General features: G+C 39.7%; 13 protein-coding genes. 4 read left to right on the top strand and 9 right to left on the bottom strand.

Translation table 11 applies throughout. The annotated features are described in order from the left end of the window. Nucleotides 1-56: 56 nt before the first annotated feature. From ACN19N_RS12530 to ACN19N_RS12515, 4 genes are all read right to left on the bottom strand, one after another. The gene (locus ACN19N_RS12530; protein WP_420001457.1) at nt 57-923 is read right to left on the bottom strand and encodes a lysophospholipid acyltransferase family protein; all 867 of its coding nucleotides are present in this window, start codon (nt 921-923) and stop codon (nt 57-59) included. 11 nt (nt 924-934) lie between these two features. Continuing rightward, nucleotides 935-1,150, bottom strand: a complete 216-nt coding sequence (locus ACN19N_RS12525; RefSeq protein WP_420001456.1) for a hypothetical protein — start codon at nt 1,148-1,150, stop codon at nt 935-937. A gap of 126 nt (nt 1,151-1,276) precedes the next feature. After that, complete coding sequence (gene aspS, locus ACN19N_RS12520) at nt 1,277-3,058, bottom strand: aspartate--tRNA ligase (RefSeq protein ID WP_269228703.1); 1,782 nt, start codon at nt 3,056-3,058, stop codon at nt 1,277-1,279. Nucleotides 3,059-3,198: 140 nt separating this feature from the next. After that, nucleotides 3,199-3,972, bottom strand: coding sequence for a DUF4184 family protein (locus ACN19N_RS12515; RefSeq protein WP_420001455.1), 774 nt, complete (start codon nt 3,970-3,972; stop codon nt 3,199-3,201). Between the two features lie 135 nt (nt 3,973-4,107). On the opposite strand from ACN19N_RS12515, the gene znuD reads away from it, so the two are divergent. Both znuD and ACN19N_RS12505 read left to right on the top strand, forming a co-directional pair. Next, nucleotides 4,108-6,174, top strand: a complete 2,067-nt coding sequence (gene znuD / locus ACN19N_RS12510; protein WP_420001454.1) for a zinc piracy TonB-dependent receptor ZnuD — start codon at nt 4,108-4,110, stop codon at nt 6,172-6,174. Between the two features lie 79 nt (nt 6,175-6,253). Then, entirely contained in the window at nt 6,254-7,717 is a 1,464-nt protein-coding gene (locus tag ACN19N_RS12505) for a phospholipase D family protein (protein ID WP_420001453.1), read from the top strand. A 25-nt stretch (nt 7,718-7,742) separates the two neighbouring features. Here the strand turns inward: ACN19N_RS12505 and ACN19N_RS12500 are convergent, their stop codons facing one another. Further along, the gene (locus ACN19N_RS12500; protein WP_420002391.1) at nt 7,743-8,183 is read right to left on the bottom strand and encodes a hypothetical protein; all 441 of its coding nucleotides are present in this window, start codon (nt 8,181-8,183) and stop codon (nt 7,743-7,745) included. A 181-nt stretch (nt 8,184-8,364) separates the two neighbouring features. Here ACN19N_RS12500 and ACN19N_RS12495 point away from each other — a divergent pair, with 181 nt between their 5' ends. Together ACN19N_RS12495 and ACN19N_RS12490 are read left to right on the top strand one after the other, a co-directional pair. Continuing rightward, entirely contained in the window at nt 8,365-8,853 is a 489-nt protein-coding gene (locus tag ACN19N_RS12495; protein ID WP_420001452.1) for an RcnB family protein, read from the top strand. A gap of 153 nt (nt 8,854-9,006) precedes the next feature. After that, a complete protein-coding gene (locus ACN19N_RS12490) occupies nt 9,007-9,357 on the top strand; it encodes an RcnB family protein (protein ID WP_420001451.1) in 351 nt (116 codons plus the stop codon). Nucleotides 9,358-9,397: 40 nt separating this feature from the next. On the opposite strand, the gene ACN19N_RS12485 is transcribed toward ACN19N_RS12490, so the two are convergent. The 4 genes from ACN19N_RS12485 to ACN19N_RS12470 all read right to left on the bottom strand — a co-directional run bounded on the left by ACN19N_RS12485 (nt 9,398) and on the right by ACN19N_RS12470 (nt 14,447). Beyond that, entirely contained in the window at nt 9,398-9,895 is a 498-nt protein-coding gene (locus ACN19N_RS12485; protein ID WP_269228650.1) for a phosphate-starvation-inducible protein PsiE, read from the bottom strand. 122 nt (nt 9,896-10,017) lie between these two features. Then, nucleotides 10,018-11,799, bottom strand: a complete 1,782-nt coding sequence (locus ACN19N_RS12480) for an acyl-CoA dehydrogenase C-terminal domain-containing protein (protein WP_269228649.1) — start codon at nt 11,797-11,799, stop codon at nt 10,018-10,020. A gap of 161 nt (nt 11,800-11,960) precedes the next feature. After that, nucleotides 11,961-13,763: an acyl-CoA dehydrogenase C-terminal domain-containing protein gene (locus ACN19N_RS12475; protein WP_420001450.1), complete on the bottom strand. Its 1,803-nt coding sequence runs from the start codon at nt 13,761-13,763 to the stop codon at nt 11,961-11,963. Nucleotides 13,764-14,093: 330 nt separating this feature from the next. Further along, nucleotides 14,094-14,447, bottom strand: a complete 354-nt coding sequence (locus ACN19N_RS12470) for a heavy-metal resistance (protein WP_420001449.1) — start codon at nt 14,445-14,447, stop codon at nt 14,094-14,096. Nucleotides 14,448-14,530: the final 83 nt, after the last annotated feature.

Here is a 14,530-nt window from a genome sequence, read left to right as displayed (position 1 = left end):
TATTTAAAAAGTTACTTTCTAAAATTTATATTGTTTATCGATAAAATAAAAAATAGTCACTCATAAAACGTTGTATGATCAGCCCCTCTAAACCGCTTATATCCCCACATATATTCAGCAGGAAAGCGGTTGATCATGTTCTCAACGGCTTTGTTAAGCGCTGTTGTTGCGATTTCGATATCACGATCATAGAGTTGAGGATCATTCAAATCATCGCAATACACCTCAAATCCTTCACCATCTTCACGACGGAAACAGCTTAATCCCACCAGACGACATTGCGTTTTTTGCGCCATTTTGCTTGCAAGTGTACTGGTTAAACAGGGAATTCCAAAAAAAGGAACGACAACCCCGCCTGAAGGTTGAGGGACATGATCAGGTAAAATTACGCTAAAACCACCTTGTTTTAGATTCTTAAACAAGGCTTTTACACCATTTGCATCCGTTGGAACTAAGGTGGCATTTAACCGTTGGCGAGCATGCAAAGCAAATGCATTAAATCCTGAATCTTTCATGGGTTTGTACATAATGGTAGGTTTACCATATTGATTGACCCATGCATTCATCATTTCCCATGTACCCAAATGCGGAGTAATAATCAAAGCACCACGCGGATTACTTAAAGCATTTGTTAATACTTCTAAATTATGTACAGTACGAATTTGCTGAATGCTCCATTCAGGAGGCATTGCCCAGCATTTCCCTGATTCAATATAACTCAAACATTGCTTGGTCACACTTTCTCGAGCAAGCTGTTCTTTTTGCTCGGAAGAAAGTGTTGGGTAGGCTAAACCAATATTAATTATGGTTTTCCAAAGCATACTTTTATCAGGATTTTGATTGATAAAGTAGGCAGCCACTTTTGCAATACTACGCAAAAATGTTAGAGGGAGAATACGGAGTAAAGTACTGTAAAACGACATCGCAATTAATCTTACTTATCTGTATTGCCTTTGAGCACCATATAAATCAGTGCTACAAAAATCAATAACGCACCTACAAGACTACTGACGCAGAAATATAAAATACGTTGATTGGTGGTCATATTGAAAAGTTCATTTGCCAAGATGTAACGCATAAAAAACCATTGAGCAAGTGAAAACACAATAATCACAATTGTGTGTCGACGTACATCAGGACGCATTGCCATAAGACTGACCTCTCAATAAAAAAGCAGCTTATTATGCCATTACGCTGCATGATCGCAAAGTAAAACCATGTAATATAAAAAAACCCTGCATTAAGCAGGGTTTTATTCAGCAATCAATTGAAAAAATTACTTTTCTTCAGCTTTTGCTTTTTCACGTAAACGAATACCGAGGTCACGTAATTGATTCGCTTCAACAGGCGCTGGCGCTTGAGTTAATGGACATTCAGCCGTCTTGGTTTTCGGGAATGCAATCACATCACGAATCGACGATGCACCTGTCATTAACATGATCAAACGGTCAAGACCAAATGCTAAACCACCATGAGGAGGAGCACCGTAGCGTAATGCATTGAGTAAGAAGCTGAATTTTTCCTCTGCTTCTTCTTCACCAATACCTAATGCTTCAAAGATTGCTTTTTGCATCTCTAAAGTATAGATACGCAGTGAACCACCGCCAACTTCTGTACCATTCAATACCATGTCATATGCAACTGATAGAGCAGCGCCTGGATTGTTCTTCACATCTTCAACACTTGATTTTGGTAGTGTGAATGGGTGATGAACAGAAGTCCATTTGCCATCATCAGTTTCTTCGAACATTGGGAAATCAACAACCCAAAGTGGTGCCCACTCACAAGTTGAAAGATTCAAGTCATGACCGATTTTTACACGAAGTGCACCCATCGCATCATTTACAACTTTAGCTTTATCCGCACCGAAGAATACGATGTCGCCATTTTCAGCACCAACACGTTTGAGTAGATCAAGTACGATTGGCTCGATGAATTTAACGATAGGTGATTGTAAACCTTCGATGCCTTTTTCAAGTTCATTGACTTTGATGTAAGCCAAACCTTTCGCACCGTAGATACCTACGAATTTAGTATATTCGTCGATCGCACTACGTGGCAATGAACCCGCGCCAGGAACGCGTAAAGCGACAATACGACCTTTAGGATCTTTTGCAGGACCAGCGAATACTTTGAACTCAACGTCTTGCATTAAGTCTGCAACGTCAACAAGTTTCAATGGAATACGCATATCTGGTTTGTCAGAAGCATAGTCGCGCATTGCATCGTTATAGGTCATACGTTCAAATTTATCGAATTTTACATTCAATAATTCGTTGAACATCTTAACCGTTAAGCCTTCCATTAAATCCATGATGTCATCGTCACTCATGAACGATGTTTCAACGTCGATTTGAGTAAATTCAGGCTGACGATCCGCACGTAAATCTTCGTCACGGAAACATTTCGCGATTTGGTAATAACGATCAATACCACCGACCATCAACAACTGTTTGAACAATTGCGGTGATTGTGGAAGCGCGTAGAAGCTGCCATTTGAAACACGACTTGGAACTAAATAATCACGTGCGCCTTCAGGTGTTGCACGAGTCAAGATCGGTGTTTCAACGTCAAGGAAACCGTGATCTTCGAAATAGTTACGAATTAAGTTTGTAACTTTAGAGCGGAAGCGTAAACGATCTAACATTTCTGGACGACGAATGTCCAAGAAACGGTATTTCAAACGAATTTCTTCTGAAATATTAGTATTTTCGTCATTTAATGGGAATGGAGGTGTTTCAGAAGCAGCTAAAACTTCGATTTCTTTCGCTAAAACTTCGATTTGACCACTCACCATGTTGGCATTTTCAGTACCTTCATAGCGACGACGTACACGACCTGTAATTTTTAACACAAATTCAGAGCGTGCTTTATCCGCAGTTGAGAAAGCTTCTGGTGTATCAGGATCAATTACGACTTGAACTAAACCATCACGGTCACGCATATCAAGGAAAATTACACCACCATGGTCACGGCGACGATGAACCCATCCGCATAAAGTAACTGTTTGATCGATTTGGGCTTCAGTTAAAGAGCCACAGTAATGAGTGCGCATCATATTGAATTATTTATCCAAACTATATTGGCTAGAAGGTGAATGCGTAAACAGCGCATCACCAATGAAGGGGAGATTATGCCTTGTTGAACATATTGTCTCAAGTCTTAATGTTTTCAACAGAATTTTAAAGCGACGCTTTTTTAAAAAAACGATCTTGTTTGACCTTTTCGATCAAATAATAGTAGCAACAGACATGCTGCTGTAAAAACACAAAGTGCTGTTTGAGTAAATTCGTTAATTGATTTACCAATAAAAAAATATCGTTCGGTGTACCAGAGTTCTGATGAAATATGACGACTATAGTCCCAAATCGACAACAATCCAGCAACTGTTGAAATGATTAAGCTTGTCGTGATAAATCCTTTGATTTTAATCGGTACAGGTTGAGCTAGTTTATGTTTGATGTAATAGCTTTTGCACATCCAGAAGATAAAAGGTAAGGCAAAAATGGATGAACCAATCTGCAAAATGAAATGTAATGGATAATGCAAACCAAAGAGAGAAATATCTTGTGCGAGTAAATCTTTAAAAGCGAAGGTCCGAAAGTCCAGATGGGTTAATCCATCCCAGATTAAATGTGTTGCTGTGCCTAGAATAATCGCAAAGCAATTCATAAGAATAAAGCCCACTGCATCATCAAAATTGCTAATCTTTATGGGGTCTTTTATACCCAAAAAGCGATAACTAACAGGTCGATAGATCAAATACCACAATACACAAAAGAATAATCCAATCGGAAGATTGGGGAGTAATATGCCAGACCACTGATGTGTTAATGCAATTGTTTCTTGAGTAAATAAACGATGCAGGTCTGGGGTCATACAGCCGATTGCAAGCGCTGCGACAGGCAAATGACCTTTACTCAATTTTGATAGAGGTGGTGCAAGAACAGCGTGAGAAAGAGTAAATGGCATATTCTTGGAGCGTTATAAATATTGAATAATGGATCAGCAGTGTAGCAAATGTTTTTTGTTGAGATGTTTTTTATTGCAAAATGATTGAAACGTTATAATATAACAAATTATGTTTAAGCTAATTTGAGACGTGGCATGTCATTTCCTAAAAATATTTTGACTTTATCTATTCTAGCAGTAGCGAGCAGCGCTACCTTTGCAGAAGAACAAGCAAAGGTTCAACAACTTGCTACGATTGAAATTAAAGCGCACCCTTTAGAGCGAAATGCGGCCGATTTTGCTGTCGCAGATCATGTAATTGAACAAAAGGATTTAGCTGAAAGAAGTGCAACTTTAGGAGATGCTTTGAGCGGTGAGGTTGGTGTACATACCAATCAGTTTGGCGCTGGCTCAAGTCGACCTGTCATTCGTGGACAAGATGGTGCCCGAGTCAAAGTTTTACAAAATGCCTCTGAAAATATTGATGTCTCAACATTATCGCCCGACCATGCGGTCACGGTTGATCCATTATTAGCAAAGAAAATAGAAGTTATTCAAGGACCATCTACTTTATTGTACGGTGCTGGTACTGTAGGTGGTTTAGTTAATGTCACAGACAGCAAAATTCCGACACAGATGCCAGAAAATGGTTATGAGGGAAATGTTGGGCTACGCTATAACACGGGTAGTGATGAAAAATTAGCAAGCACGGGTGTTACTGTTGGCTTAGGTGATCAAGTGGCATTACGTGTTGAAGGGCTCAAACGTGAAGCCAATGATTATATTGCATCTGATTATTTCCATGAAGGCGAAAAAGAACGTCGAGTCGATAATACTTTTGCCAAAGGTGAAACGGTGAATGTTGGTTTGTCTTGGATTTATGATCGTGGCTTTACGGGAATTTCATATAGCAATCGTCAGGATCAGTATGGCTTGCCTGGACATAGCCATGAATATGAAAGCTGCGATGCACATTTGAGTGGTAGACCACATTTACATTGTGGTGATCACGATCCAGATGATGGACATGATCATGACCATGAGGAACATGAGCATGCACATGATGCAGGTCCTTGGATTGATTTAAAATCGGAGCGTTATGATGTTCGTACTGAGTTAGATAATCCATTTGCAGGTTTTAAAACTTTACGTGCGCAAGCCAGTTATACCGATTATCAACATGATGAGATTGAAGAAGAGAGCATCGCGACTCGTTTTAAAAATAAAGGTTATGATGGACGCTTAGAGTTAGTACACAACCCGCTGGGTGCATGGGAAGGGGTCATTGGTACACAATATGGACAACAAAAATTAAAACTTACAGGTGAAGAGGCATTTTTAGCACCAAACACCACTAAAAAATGGAGCGTGTTTGCATTAGAACATGCGCAATTTAATGATGTGCATGTTGAATTAGCTGCTCGTGCAGAACAGCAAAAAATTAATATTGATGATGCAACGAAAAAAGATTTCGACGGTTCAGCCTTTTCTGTTTCTGGTGCCGCCAATTGGGAGTTTGCACCGAACTACAAACTTTCTTTGGTTACGTCACACCAAGAGCGTTTACCTTTAGCACAAGAGTTATATGCCAATGGAGGCCATTTCGCCACCAATACCTATGAACTAGGGAATGATCAGCTTAAAAAAGAGCAGTCAAATAATGTCGAACTTGGTTTTCATTACGATGATAACAAGTTTGATTACCATGTACATGTCTACCACAACTGGTTTGACGACTACATCTATGCCCAAACCTTAGATCGTTATAAAGATTTTCGTTTGGTTCAGTATGCACAAGATAAAGCCAAGTTCTACGGTGCTGAAGCAGAAGTAGGTTATCAAGTCTCTTCAATTTATAAACTCAGTGCATTTGGTGATTATGTACGCGGCAAGATCGACAATGACAATGCACCACGTGTACCAGCGGGCCGTTTAGGTACAAAAGTGAATGCAGACTTTGGCGATGGTTTTAGCGGTTCAGCTGAGTATTATCATGTATTCCAACAAGATAAGATCGCTGCTTATGAAACAGATACACAAAGTTATAACATGTTAAATTTGGGTGTGGCGTATTCAAGTAATTATGGCAATGTCGGTGATTATCGTGTATTCCTAAATGCTAATAACTTGCTGGATGATCAGGTTTATCAACATGCATCGTTCTTATCGACGATTCCACAAGTTGGACGTAACTTTACAGTTGGTGTGAATTTTAGTTTCTAATTTGTCACTCAAATCTTATTGAAAAATCAAAGTATAAGCTCTAGCCTTAGTCCATTAGGCTAGGGCTTTTTCTGTTTATATGCGTATCTTCCAAAGAATTCATCAAAAATTAAACTGGTCAGGTCGACGTTACATGGCAGTCATATTGAGTATTTTTGCGATTGGGTATATTGCTTCTGCAATTTATCACACTGTAAAACCACTCCCAAAAGGACTGGATTTTACGGGGCAACTTCGCCATGCCAATGTGAAATTTTTGGCCGATCAGACCTATCTTGATGCACAAGGTCAACAGCAAGTTGATCAACACATTTTCAAAGAAATTTTTCAATTGATTGATGAAGCACAGACCACGATTGTGTTGGATATGTTCTTATTTAATCAGGAAGTGGGTGCGTCTAAGGTTAAGCAATTTCCATTGACGCAGCAATTAACAGATGCACTGATTCTGAAACGGAAGCTTTATCCGACAGTTCAAATTGTGGTGATTACCGATCCAATTAATTCAGTTTATGGTGGTATAACGCCTCAGCACTATCGTCAGCTTCGCCAAGCAGGTGTAGATGTTATTGAAACAGATTTAAAACCTTTGCGTGCTTCAAATCCATTGTGGTCGGGTTTTTGGTATATCTGCTGTCAAAATTTAGGCAATAATCCAGAAGGCGGTTGGCTAAATAATCCTTTTGGAAAAGATAAAGTAACAATACGGAGTTATTTGGAGTTACTCAATTTTAAAGCCAATCATCGTAAAACCTTGGTGGTAGATACGGCTCAAGGTTGGAAGAGTTTAGTGACCTCAGCGAATCCTCATGATGGAAGTTCACATCATAGTAATGTTGCACTGATCGTGGATGGCCCAACCGCGATTGATGTATTACAAACTGAGCAAACCGTTGCCAATATGTCACAAGGTTCAAGCCCATTTGTGATCATGGGGGGATTGGCTGAAGATAAAAGCTTGCCACAGGTACAGCTACTGACTGAAAAAGCCATTTATGACGCTGTGTTGAAGATGATTCAATCTGCAAAAAGTGAAGAGCATTTGGACATAGCTATGTTCTATCTGTCGGAGCGAAATATTATTGAGGCATTAAAACAGGCTAAACAGCGTGGTGTAAGTATCCGTATCATGCTTGATCCAAATAAAGATGCATTTGGTCGTCAAAAGAATGGTATTCCAAACCGTCAAGTAGCTTCAGAACTCAATGCCGCAGGGATTCCAATTCGTTGGTGTGATACGCGTGGTGAACAGTGTCACAGTAAAATGCTGTTGAAATATAATGCTCAACAAGCGGAGCTGATGCTTGGTTCAGCAAACTTTACTGCACGAAATCTTAAAAATTATAATCTTGAAACGGATATGCGTGTCATTGGTTCCGTTCAAGCGCCTGTGTTTCAAGATGCAACAACTTATTTTAACTCGTCATGGACTAATGCAAACGGTCGTCAGATCACGGTTGATTATGCAAAATATGCGGATGAGTCAAACGTGAAATACTGGCTCTATCGCTTTATGGAATGGTCGGGTTTATCTACTTTCTAAAAGAAAGAGGCTTTAAGCCTCTTTTTTATTGCGGATTTGGTGGAATCAACTGATCTAAATCTTTATCAGCCATCTGATCCAGTTCACTTAAATCTGTTTTGATTTTCCACTGAGTTTTATCCTCGACTGGGTTAGGCAGACGAGCTTCTAACCAATCGCACACTGTATCAGGATTAAATTCAGGATGATTACATTGAATTACCCAAGCTAAAAAGTCTTTCGCTTCACCATTCATATAAGGAGGAGGAGAGACAGGGAAGAATTGAGTGGGTAAGCGCTCATTGGTAGACAAATAGTTGAGCACATGACCAAGTTCTTGAACGGTTTGCCATGCAAGTGGATGAGCAACATCAATATTAAATTTAAACCACCACGCATGTTGACCATCTGTACCATGTGCAACGATACGAGCCTCTTGCACACTTGGCACTTTACAGAAGAATTGATAAAGACGATCAAAATTCATTTCAGCCACAGATGTTGTCTCAAAACCAAAAAAGTTATTTTAACATATCTCTTTGGATGTATATGCCGATGTAATCGGTCGAGGGAAAAGAACAATTGATCTGAAAAAATATTATTACAACAGTCATGCTTAGTTTTTATTCTAAAATATAAAAATACTCTGATAATCTAGGGCGATAAGGATGAAGCAATCTAAATTGTATATTTATGGCTTGGCAGGTCTTTTGGGCTATCTCCCTATCATGAGTTATGCCGATAATACATGGGGAGGGTATAGTGGTGTCGAACGACGTTCATATCCCCAAACACCTACTTATCAGCCACCCGCACAAGATCCTTTTGCATTTTCAAATCAGCGCTACACGCCGACTGCACCGCCGAAAGGCTATTATTATCAACCGAATCAAAATAATTATTATCCTTATCCGAGCCATCGACCCAGTGTTCGTATTGAATACTATCCCGAAACTCAATATGAGCATAGCTATCGCCGTGAGTCTTTTGTGGTTGGAAATGAGTTACCTAGTGAATTTCGAAGTGAGCGTTATGTGATTCGAGATTGGGATTCATATTCATTGCGTGAACCACCAAGAGGTCGGCACTGGGTGATCGTTGATGGTCGTTATCTTTTAGTGACAGATGATAATTTTAGGATTGAAATTATTCGCTGATTTTAAATGTTTTTTTGAATTTTATTCAAAATAGAAATCTCCATAATTTCTTGGCTTTCATTACAAAGCTTTGCAATGTCGTGGGTTTTATTCATGCTTTCTCCTTGAGTTTTTCTTAATCTAATTTTAGATCGAAAAACAGAGGATCAAACAATGAAGAAGACAGTCGTGTTATTGGTATCAACGATGATACTTGGTGTATCTGCTTCAGCAATGGCAGATTCAAATCGTTGGAATCAAGATCATAAAGATCGCTATGATCACCGTTACGATCATCGTGAACAACCACGCTGGTCAAATGGCGACCGTGGTCATCATTATGGTCAACGTATCAGCCTTAAACGTGGCGAGCGTTTACCGTCAGAATTCCGTAGTAACCGCTATGTGATTTCTAACTATCGGATTCACCGTTTGTATGAACCACCACGCGGCTATAACTGGATGCAGGTACAAGGTAAATATGTTTTAGTCGACTCGAAATATCGCGTGTTGAGAGTGGCTTAAACTAAGTAATAAAAAACAGGCATCTCGCCTGCTTTTTTATTTATGCTAGTTCATCATCTTGTGGTCTTGGTGTTTTATTTGCAGGGAGTTGTTGTTCATGGTCTTTACCTCGGATAACAGATGGGTAGTTCCATGAAGCAAAACGTACCACCCAAATTGCCAAAGCTAAGATCAGAATAGAGCCCGTAATGATGACCAAATCCATAGAGGCTTTATGATTGTGTTGAATATCAGCAATCAGTAAACGAGTTAGTGCAGTAATTGCCACATAGATGAGGAAGCGTACAGGCATGTGATTGGTTTTAAAGTAGATACCAACCATTGCCCCTAGTTCTAAATAGATAAACAACAATAGGATGTCATCAATGGTAGCGTATTGTTTAACCGTCAAAATTTCAATGACGGTATGTACTGCTGACCAAGCAATCATACAGCCAATAATAAACAGAGCTAAATAGTGAAAGGCTTCAACCGCATAATGACCTAGACGGTCAAATAAACGTTGTAAATTTTCGAGTTTATCTTTGGAGTTTGACATACCGACTTATATTCTCAACATGATCATTAAAATGTTATGCAAGTTTTATGCTGATTTTATTATAGCCATAAAAAAACTGCCTAAACCAACTGATTTAGGCAGTTTTTAAAACCGAACTAGAATTAAGCTTGGTTTGTGAAATAATCTTCGCTGAAGTTCATGATTAAGTCAGAACCTGCTTTGATCTTCGCAAGGCGAGAATCAAGTTCTGGCAAAATACGGTCAACAAAGTACTGTGCCAAAGCAAGTTTGTTTTGGTAGAAGTCACCAGACTTGTCTTTTGCAGCAGCAGCAATCTTAGCAAACATATAAGCAAAGCTAAGTAGACCAACTGCGCTTAAGTAATCTACTGCAGTAGAGTTCGGGAACTCTACATTTTCAGCCGCTTGTTCAATGATGAACTGAGTGATTGCTTCGATTTCAGTTGCAGCATCTAAAGTCGCATCTTTAATGAAGTTTAAGTCAGTGTCTAATGCATTGGCAAAATCACGAATCTCAGTGATATATTCAGCGATGAAAGCACCACCACACTTAATCGTTTTACGACCAATTAAGTCTTGAGATTGAACGCCGTTTGTTCCTTCGTAAATTTGAGAAATACGAAGATCACGGATGCACTGTTCCATACCCCATTCACGAATATAACCGTGGCCACCAAATACCATTTGCGCATCTAAAGTTGCTTGGAATGCAGTATCTGTGAGGTAAGCTTTTGCAATTGGTGTTAACAGCGCAACACGGTCATTGGCTTTTTTCACTGCTTCTGCATCAGTAGAGAATTTAGTGATATCAAGCTGTTGACCTACATATACTGCAAATGCACGAGATGCTTCATTATTTGCACGTACATTCAATAACATACGACGAACATCACCGTGAACTAAGATGCTATCCGCAGGTTTGCTTGGAGATTTAACACCAGAAGCACTACGACCTTGTAAACGATCAGTCGCATATTGAGCTGCATTTTGGTAAGCAAATTCAGAAGCACCAAGACCTTGGATACCCATTGATAAACGTTCGTAGTTCATCATTACGAACATTGCTGCAAGACCTTCGTTTTCTTTACCAACGAGATAACCTTTTGCAGCATCAAAATTCATGACACAAGTTGCAGATGCCTTGATCCCCATTTTATGTTCGATTGAACCAGGGCCAACAGGGTTACGCTCACCTAAAGAACCATCTGCATTTACAATGTATTTCGGTACGATGAATAAAGAAATACCACGTGAACCCGCAGGTGCATCAGGTGTTTTTGCAAGAACTAAGTGAATGATGTTTTCAGCGAGATCGTGATCACCACCTGTAATGAAGATCTTAGTACCTGTAATGTTATAAGTACCATCTTCGTTACGTTCAGCTTTAGTTTTAATAATCCCTAAATCTGTACCTGCATGCGGTTCAGTTAAGCACATGGTACCTGACCATTCGCCAGAGTAGATTTTAGGTAAATACGTTTCTTTCTGTTCTTGTGATGCATAACTGCTTAACGCCATGCCTGCACCGACAGACAGTAGTGGATACAACAAGAATGATGGGTTGGTGGCAAAGAGCATTTCATCTGACAATACTGTCAGCATTTTTGGCATGCCTTGACCGCCCCATTCTTCATCAGCACCTAAGCCAATCCAACCACCTTCGGCGTATTGACGGAATGCTTCTTTAAAACCTGCTGGCGTGAAAACTTCACCGTTAACCCAACGCGCACCTTCTTCATCACCAGTACGGTTAAGTGGGTGAGTTACGTTTTGAGCAAATTTAGCCATTTCTTCTAAAATTGCTTCAGCTGTTGCAGCATCTACATGAGCAAGATTCTCATTAGACTGCCAAAATTGTTCAGCTTTAAATACATCATTTAAGATGAATTTCATGTCTGCTAAAGGTGCATTGTAAATTGGCATAATCGTTCCTTTTTACGCACAGGTCATGTGCAAAGTGATCAAATAAAACGAACAAATAAATTGAATAGTGTAAATTTAGCATTGATTAAACAAAAAAAGGACGGTCAAAACTGACCAGTCCTTTTTCTGTGATGAACGTTGCATCTCATTCTAATCTATGATTAGAACGCGAAGTGTTCCGCATCAAGTTCAAACAATGGTGCAACACCAGTTGAAAGTACATCTACGTGCGAGCGAACACGTGGCAAGATCTTCTTGAAGTAGAAGCGAGCAGTTGCTACTTTCGCATTGTAGAAGTCAACTTCTGTTGAACCTTCAGCCAATTTCTCTTGAGCAACAAGTGCCATACGTGCCCATAGGAATGCAAGTGTTACATAACCAGAGAAGTACATGTAGTCAACCGCAGCTGCGCCAACTTCATCAGGGTTTTGCATTGCACGCATACCGATTTGCATCGTGATATCGCCCCATTCTTTGTTTGCAGCAGCCAATGGTGCAAGGAATTCTTGCATTGCAACATTGTCTTTGTTTGCTTCAACAAATTTATGGATGATCTTGGTGAAGTCTTTCAACATTGCACCTTGAGTTTGCAATACTTTACGACCTAAAAGATCAAGTGCTTGAATTTCAGTTGTTCCTTCGTATAAGCAAGCAATACGTGTATCACGTACGATTTGCTCCATACCGTGCTCAGAAATAAATCCGTGACCACCAAATACTTGCACACCGTGGTTTGCAGATTCATAACCAGTTTCAGTTAAGAATGCTTTAGCAATTGGCGTTAACAAAGATAAGATGTTGTCAGCAAACTTACGCTCTTCTTCAGTTTCGCCTTTTTCAACGATATCTGCATACTGAGCCAATAAGTAAACAAGTGCACGACCACCTTCAGCAAATGCTTTTTGAGTTAAAAGCATATTACGAACAGCAGGGTGAACAATAATTGGATCTGCTTCTTTTTCAGGTGCTTTAGGACCTGAAAGTGAACGCATTGCCAAACGATCTTTCGCATATGCTAAAGCACCTTGGAAAGAACCTTCAGATGCAGCAAGACCTTGAACGGCTGTACCAATACGTGCAGTATTCATGAATGTGAACATGCAGTTTAGGCCGCGGTTTTCTGGTCCGATCAAGTAACCTTTTGCTTTATCAAAGTTGATCACACAAGTTGCGTTACCATGAATACCCATTTTGTGTTCGATCGAACCGCAGCGAACAGTATTGCGCTCACCGATAGAGCCATCTGCATTTACATTGAATTTCGGTACGATGAACAGCGAAATACCTTTAGTACCTTTAGGTGCGCCAGGTAAACGAGCAAGTACGATATGGATGATGTTTTCAGCCATGTCATGTTCACCAGCAGAGATAAAGATTTTCTCGCCAGAAATTGCATAGCTACCATCATCATTTGGTTCAGCTTTGGTTCGGGTAATACCTAAGTCTGAACCTGCATGAGATTCAGTTAAGCACATTGTACCTGTCCAAACACCTGATACAAGGTTTGGCATATACGTCGCTTTTTGTTCATCAGAACCATGGTGTTCAATTGTACGAACAGCACCATGAGAAAGACCTGGGTACATACCCCAAGACCAGTTGGCTGTACCAACCATCTCAGAAATTGTGATTCCTAGAGAGTTTGGTAATGCTTGACCGCCAAATTCTTCATCAGCAGAAAGAGATGGGAAACCAAGTTCGATATATTTTTGATACGCTTCTTTAAAGCCTGTAGGCGTAGTAACAACACCGTCATTCCAAGTACAACCTTCACGATCGCCTGATTGGTTGATAGGAGAAAGTTCATTCTCACAGAAATCAGCTGCTGCTTCTAAATATTGATCAACCAATTCGCGGCTTACGGTGCCTTGAAATGCAGGAAGTTTTGCGTAATGTGCTTCAGCATTTAATAATTCGTGCAATACGAACTGCATATCACGTAAGGGTGCTTTGTATTGTGGCATAGCATTTTCCTCAATACTGGTTAAACCAGAGTTATAATCTTAGTCAATAGTAAATATACCCAAAGGGTATCATTTTGTGTTGCTAATCGTGCAACAAGTTATAGTTCCGTACAAGCTTTAACAGGGCATTTCTTAGTGACTGTAAAGTCAAAGATAATGCTTAAATTATTTTAAAGCGTATTGATTGTAGGCAGTTTGCGTTGAATTCGCTCGTAATAATATGCAAAAAATCGTAAGCAGCTGTGTAATTAAAAATAATTGATTCGGCAAATAAATAAAAGGCGCTTGAAGCGCCTAGATAACGAAATAATATTATGTTCTTACATAGGTTTAACGTTTGAATTGTGATTTTTCTGGTGTAAAGCGAACGTCACAAGTACCTTCAATTACACGATTATTCCACTGAACATTCACACGCTCACCGATGCGTTTACCCTGACAGGCTTTCTCAATCTGTGCTCTCTGTAGTCGATGTTCTTCACGCATTTGTTCTCGTTGTTCTTCACGTTGTTCGCGTTTAGCTTGCCATTCTGCACGTTGTTCATGGGTTAGCGGTTGACGTTGCATTTCGTGGTGGTGGCGGTCATGATTCATTGCTTGTTCTGAAGGTGTTACTTGGCAGGCAGCCAAACCTAAAACAGAACCGAGAAGCGTTGTCATTAATACGATTTTTGTCTTGTTCATTATTTTATCATGCCTAGTCAGTTAAGATTCGATTGTTAAAGATTAGATAATAAAGATGAAGAAAGAATGGAGAGTTTTTTTGA

It is taken from the genome of Acinetobacter sp. LF10, from assembly GCF_048585715.1.
In the GTDB taxonomy this organism is placed as follows: domain Bacteria; phylum Pseudomonadota; class Gammaproteobacteria; order Pseudomonadales; family Moraxellaceae; genus Acinetobacter.
Note: the sequence above shows the minus strand (reverse complement) of the source record. Positions and strands in the feature narration are given on the sequence as shown.